The 4298-nt window shown below is 66.3% G+C and carries 6 protein-coding genes; all 6 read left to right on the plus strand.

All coding sequences use genetic code 11. The features are described 5' to 3' along the window. Positions 1 to 645: SDR family oxidoreductase (locus VML93_RS10240; protein WP_325610219.1), on the plus strand; the 645-nt coding region annotated here is incomplete at its 5' end. A 94-nt stretch (positions 646 to 739) separates the two neighbouring features. Continuing rightward, positions 740 to 1687, plus strand: coding sequence for a thiamine pyrophosphate-dependent dehydrogenase E1 component subunit alpha (locus tag VML93_RS10245; protein WP_325610229.1), 948 nt, complete (start codon positions 740 to 742; stop codon positions 1685 to 1687). An 11-nt stretch (positions 1688 to 1698) separates the two neighbouring features. After that, the gene (locus VML93_RS10250) at positions 1699 to 2706 is read left to right on the plus strand and encodes an alpha-ketoacid dehydrogenase subunit beta (protein ID WP_325610221.1); all 1008 of its coding nucleotides are present in this window, start codon (positions 1699 to 1701) and stop codon (positions 2704 to 2706) included. Beyond that, positions 2699 to 2935, plus strand: a complete 237-nt coding sequence (locus tag VML93_RS10255; protein WP_325610223.1) for a biotin/lipoyl-containing protein — start codon at positions 2699 to 2701, stop codon at positions 2933 to 2935. The genes VML93_RS10250 and VML93_RS10255 overlap by 8 nt, the downstream gene beginning before the upstream one ends. Before the next feature lie 27 nt (positions 2936 to 2962). Then, positions 2963 to 3838: an enoyl-CoA hydratase-related protein gene (locus tag VML93_RS10260; RefSeq protein WP_325610225.1), complete on the plus strand. Its 876-nt coding sequence runs from the start codon at positions 2963 to 2965 to the stop codon at positions 3836 to 3838. 18 nt (positions 3839 to 3856) lie between these two features. Beyond that, a partial coding sequence (locus tag VML93_RS10265; RefSeq protein ID WP_325610227.1) for an AMP-binding protein occupies positions 3857 to 4298 on the plus strand: 442 nt, incomplete at its 3' end.

A 4298-nucleotide genomic window follows, 5' to 3' on the forward strand; every position in this document is an offset into this window, starting at 1 on the left:
GCGGACGTCCGCGATCGCCCGGCACTGGCCAAGGCAATCGACGACGGCGTCGCCGAACTCGGGCACCTCGACGTCGTGATCGCCAACGCCGGGATCTGCCCGCTGACCGCCGGCCTACCCCCGCAGGCCTTCGCCGACGCGGTGGATGTGGACTTGGGGGGCGTGCTCAACCTCGTGCACACCAGTCTCAAGCATCTGCAACGGGGTGCGTCGATCATCGTGATCGGATCGAACGCGGCGTTCATGTCTTCGATGAACACCACCGGCATCGACGGCGGCCCCGGCGGGGCAGGTTACGCCTTCGCGAAACTCGCTGCGGCACACTACGTGAACGACTTTGCCCGGGCGCTGGCTCCGTTCTCCATCCGGATGAACGCAGTGCACCCGACGAATGTCAACACCGACATGTTGCACAGCGCACCGATGTACCGGGCGTTTCGGCCGGACCTGAAGAACCCGACCCGCGAGGACGCCGAACCGATTTTCCCGTTGGTCCAATCGATGCCGATCCCCTACGTCGAACCCGAGGACATCAGCGAGGCCGTGCTGTTCCTCGCCTCCGACGCGGCCCGCTACATCACCGGACAGCAACTGCGCGTCGACGGGGGCGGCTTCCTCAAGGTCAAGCCATGGTCGGGCGGGTGACTCCGATGAGGCTAATCAGACTGCACCGCAACGGAACTGGAGGCGAGCGGTGAACGGGGAGCCGCCGGGGGTGCAGCGTCAGCTCTACGCGCTGATGGTGCTGATGAAGGCGGCCGACGACCGGCTGTCCAAGGGCATCGGCACCGGCGAGTTCATGTGCGTGTACTGGCCGTCGCGCGGCCAGGAGGCGATCGCCGCCGCGATGGGCGTCGCGCTGCGGCCCGACGACCAGTTGGTGACGACGTATCGCGGGCTGCACGATCTGATCGGCAAGGGTGTCCCGCTCGAGGAGATCTACGGGGAGATGATGGGGCGCGTGGTCGGCGCCAGCCGCGGCAAAGGCGGCACCATGCACATCGCCAAGCCGGACAAGGGCGTGATGCTCTCGACCGGCATCGTCGGCGCCGGGCCGCCGGTCGCGGTGGGGCTGGCCATGGCCGCCAAACGCAAAGGCCTGGACCGCGTCACGGTGGTCAGCTTCGGGGACGGCGCCACCAACACCGGCTCGTTTCACGAGGCGGCCAACATGGCCGCGCTCTGGGATCTGCCGCTGGTGTTCGTCTGCCAGAACAACCTCTATGCCGAGATGACGCCGACCCACGACACGATGAAGCTCGAACACGTCGCCGAGCGGGCCGCCGGCTACGGCATGCCGGGCGTTCGCGTCGACGGAAACGACCCGCTGGCGGTGAAATCCGCACTGGACCAGGCAGTGCAGCGGGCGCGCGCCGGCTCCAATGGTGGAGGCCCCACCTTCATCGAGTGCGTAACATTCCGCTTCCGCGGCCACTACTTCGGTGACCGGATGCCCTACATCCCCAAGGAGCAGCTGGCCGCGGCGATGGAGGCCGACCCGGTGCCACGGTTCCGCGGTCACCTCGCCGAAACCGGGATCTGCACCGAAGAGGAGCTGGATCGCATCGAAACCGAGGCCCGGCAGACGGTGGAGGCCGCGCTGAGCACAGTCATGAGCGCCGAGGTCGCCGCGGTCGACGAACTCGACCGCGACGTGTACGCAACGCCAATCGGGTTCCCGGTCTGAGGATTCACAAGATGGACGAGAAAGAGATGACCATGTGCGAGGCGCTGAACCTCGCGCTGGATCAGGCGCTGCAGGCCGACGACAGGGTGTTTCTGCTCGGCGAGGACATCGCCGATCCAGGAGCATCGGGCCCGACGGCAGGGCTGTCGACGAAGTACGGCCACGACCGGGTCCTGGACACCCCCATCTCGGAAGCCGCGATCGTCGGCGCGGCGATCGGCGCCGCCATCGACGGGATGCTGCCGGTGGCCGAGATCATGATCATGGATTTCATCGGCATCGCCGCCGACCAGCTGATCAACAACGCCGCCAAACTGCGATTCATGACCGGTGGGCGCACGACGGCGCCGATCACCATCCGCACCCAGGTCTACGCCGGGCTGGCCACCGGCGCCACGCATTCGCAGAGCCTGGAGGCGTGGTTCATGCACATTCCCGGGATGAAGGTGATCGTGCCCTCCACCCCGCGCGACGGCAAAGGCCTACTGACGGCCGCGATCTTCGATGAGGACCCCTGCCTGTTCGTCGAGACGATCCGGCTGCAGAGCAAGAAAGGACCCGTACCGGTCGAGCCCGGGTTCTCAATTCCCCTGGGCCAGGCCGACATCAAGCGGCCGGGCACCGACGTGACCCTGATCAGCTATGGACGCAGCGTGCACGACGCACTGGCGGCCGCGACCACCCTGCAGGAGCAGGGCGTCAGCGCCGAAGTCGTCGACCTGCGCACGCTGGTTCCCCTGGACGTCGAGACCATCGTCGAATCCGCCCGTCGCACCAGGCGAGTCGTCATCGTGCACGATGCCGTCCAATTCGCCGGCCCGGGAGCCGAAATCGCGGCGATCCTGCAAGCCGAACTGTTCGGTGAACTGGCCGCGCCGATCGGGCGGGTCGGCGCCCGCTTCGTCCCCAACCCGGCCGCGGCCGCGCTCGAGGCGCAGGTCTACCCGTCGCCGGCGCGCGTCGTAGCTGCTGCGCAGCGCACCCTGGAGATCGGAGCGAGGGCGGAAGCGCGTGGCTGACTTCATCATTCGCATCCCGCGGGTGTCGGTGGCGGTCTCGGAAGCCGAACTCACCGGCTTACTCGTGCAGGCCGGCGAGCATGTCGACGAGGGCACGCCGATCTACGTGATCGCCACCGAGAAGGTGGAACAGGAAATCGAAGCCGGCGCGTCGGGCACCGTGCAATGGACGGGCCAGATCGGCACCACCTACGACATCGGCGCCGAAATCGGCGTTATCACTTCGTAAAACCGCCATAGCGAAAGGTACTCACAAATGGATCTCAACGAGACCCGCGAGAGAATCATCTACGAAAAGGAAGGCGCGATCGCGAAGGTCACGCTCAACTGGCCGGAGAAGGCCAACGCCCAGGACCAGAAGCTGGCCGAAGAAGTCGACGCGGCGCTGCTGGACGCGGACCGCGACTACGACATCAAGGTGCTGATCCTGAAGGCCAACGGCAAGGGCTTCTGCTCGGGCCACGCCATCGGCAACAACTCCGTTGATTACCCGTCTTTCGTGGAAGCCGCCCAGGTCATGGGCACGCCGTGGAAGCCGCAGACCGACCTGTTCGTCAAGCCGATCCTGAACCTGTGGGAGTTCTCCAAGCCGACGATCGCGCAGGTGCACGGCTACTGCGTGGGCGGTGGCACCCACTACGGGCTGACCACCGACATCGTGATCGCGTCCGAGGACGCCTACTTCTCCTACCCGCCGCTGCAGGGCTTCGGCATGCCGTCCGGTGAATGTTCCATTGAGCCCTGGGTTTTCATGAACTGGCGGCGCGCGGCGTACTACCTGTACCTGGCCGAGGTGATCGACGCCAAGAAGGCGCTTGAGGTCGGCCTGGTCAACGAGGTCGTCCCACGCGACCAACTGGACGCGCGTGTCGACGCGATCGCCCGTCATATCGCCCAGGCGCCGATGACGACACTGCTGGCGACCAAGGCCAACCTCAAGCGGGCCTGGGAGCTGATGGGCATGCGGGTGCACTGGCAGAGCTCCAATGACCTGGTCGCGCTAGCGTCGATCAGCAAGGATGTGCAAGAGCTGATCCAGACGGTGTTCAAGGACAAGGTGCTGCCGTCGGAGCAGGCCCGCCGTCAGGCGGCCGCGGCGGCACAGACCGACGGCGCACCGACCGCGACTTAGGTTTTCGGGAGCCAGCAGGTGAACATCGCCGACCACGCGATCACGGCTCCGCAGTCGCCAGCGCTACTCATCGACGGGGACGTGATCTCGTACGGCGAGTTGTATGCCAGGAGCCAACGGGTCGCCGCGGTGCTGCACGATGCCGGGCTGCGCTGCGGCGACGGCGTGGCGCTGATCCTGCCTAACCGGCCCGAGTTCTTCGAAATCACCTGGGGTTGCCAGCTTTCCGGGCTGTACTACACCGCGGTCAACACGCACTTCACTCCGGACGAAGTCGCCTACGTCATCGACGATTCCGATGCGAAGGCGGTCTTTGTGGACTGCACGATGGCCGAGCTGGCCGCGCACGTCCGCTCCGTGAACGCGGCGGTCAAAGTGCACATCGTCGTGGGCGGAACGCTTCCCGACTGGGATTCCTACGAGGACGCATTGGGCACGGGAGCCGACGCACCCGCAGTGT

This window comes from Mycobacterium sp. (assembly GCF_035499775.1).
Classification (GTDB): Bacteria; Actinomycetota; Actinomycetes; order Mycobacteriales; family Mycobacteriaceae; genus Mycobacterium.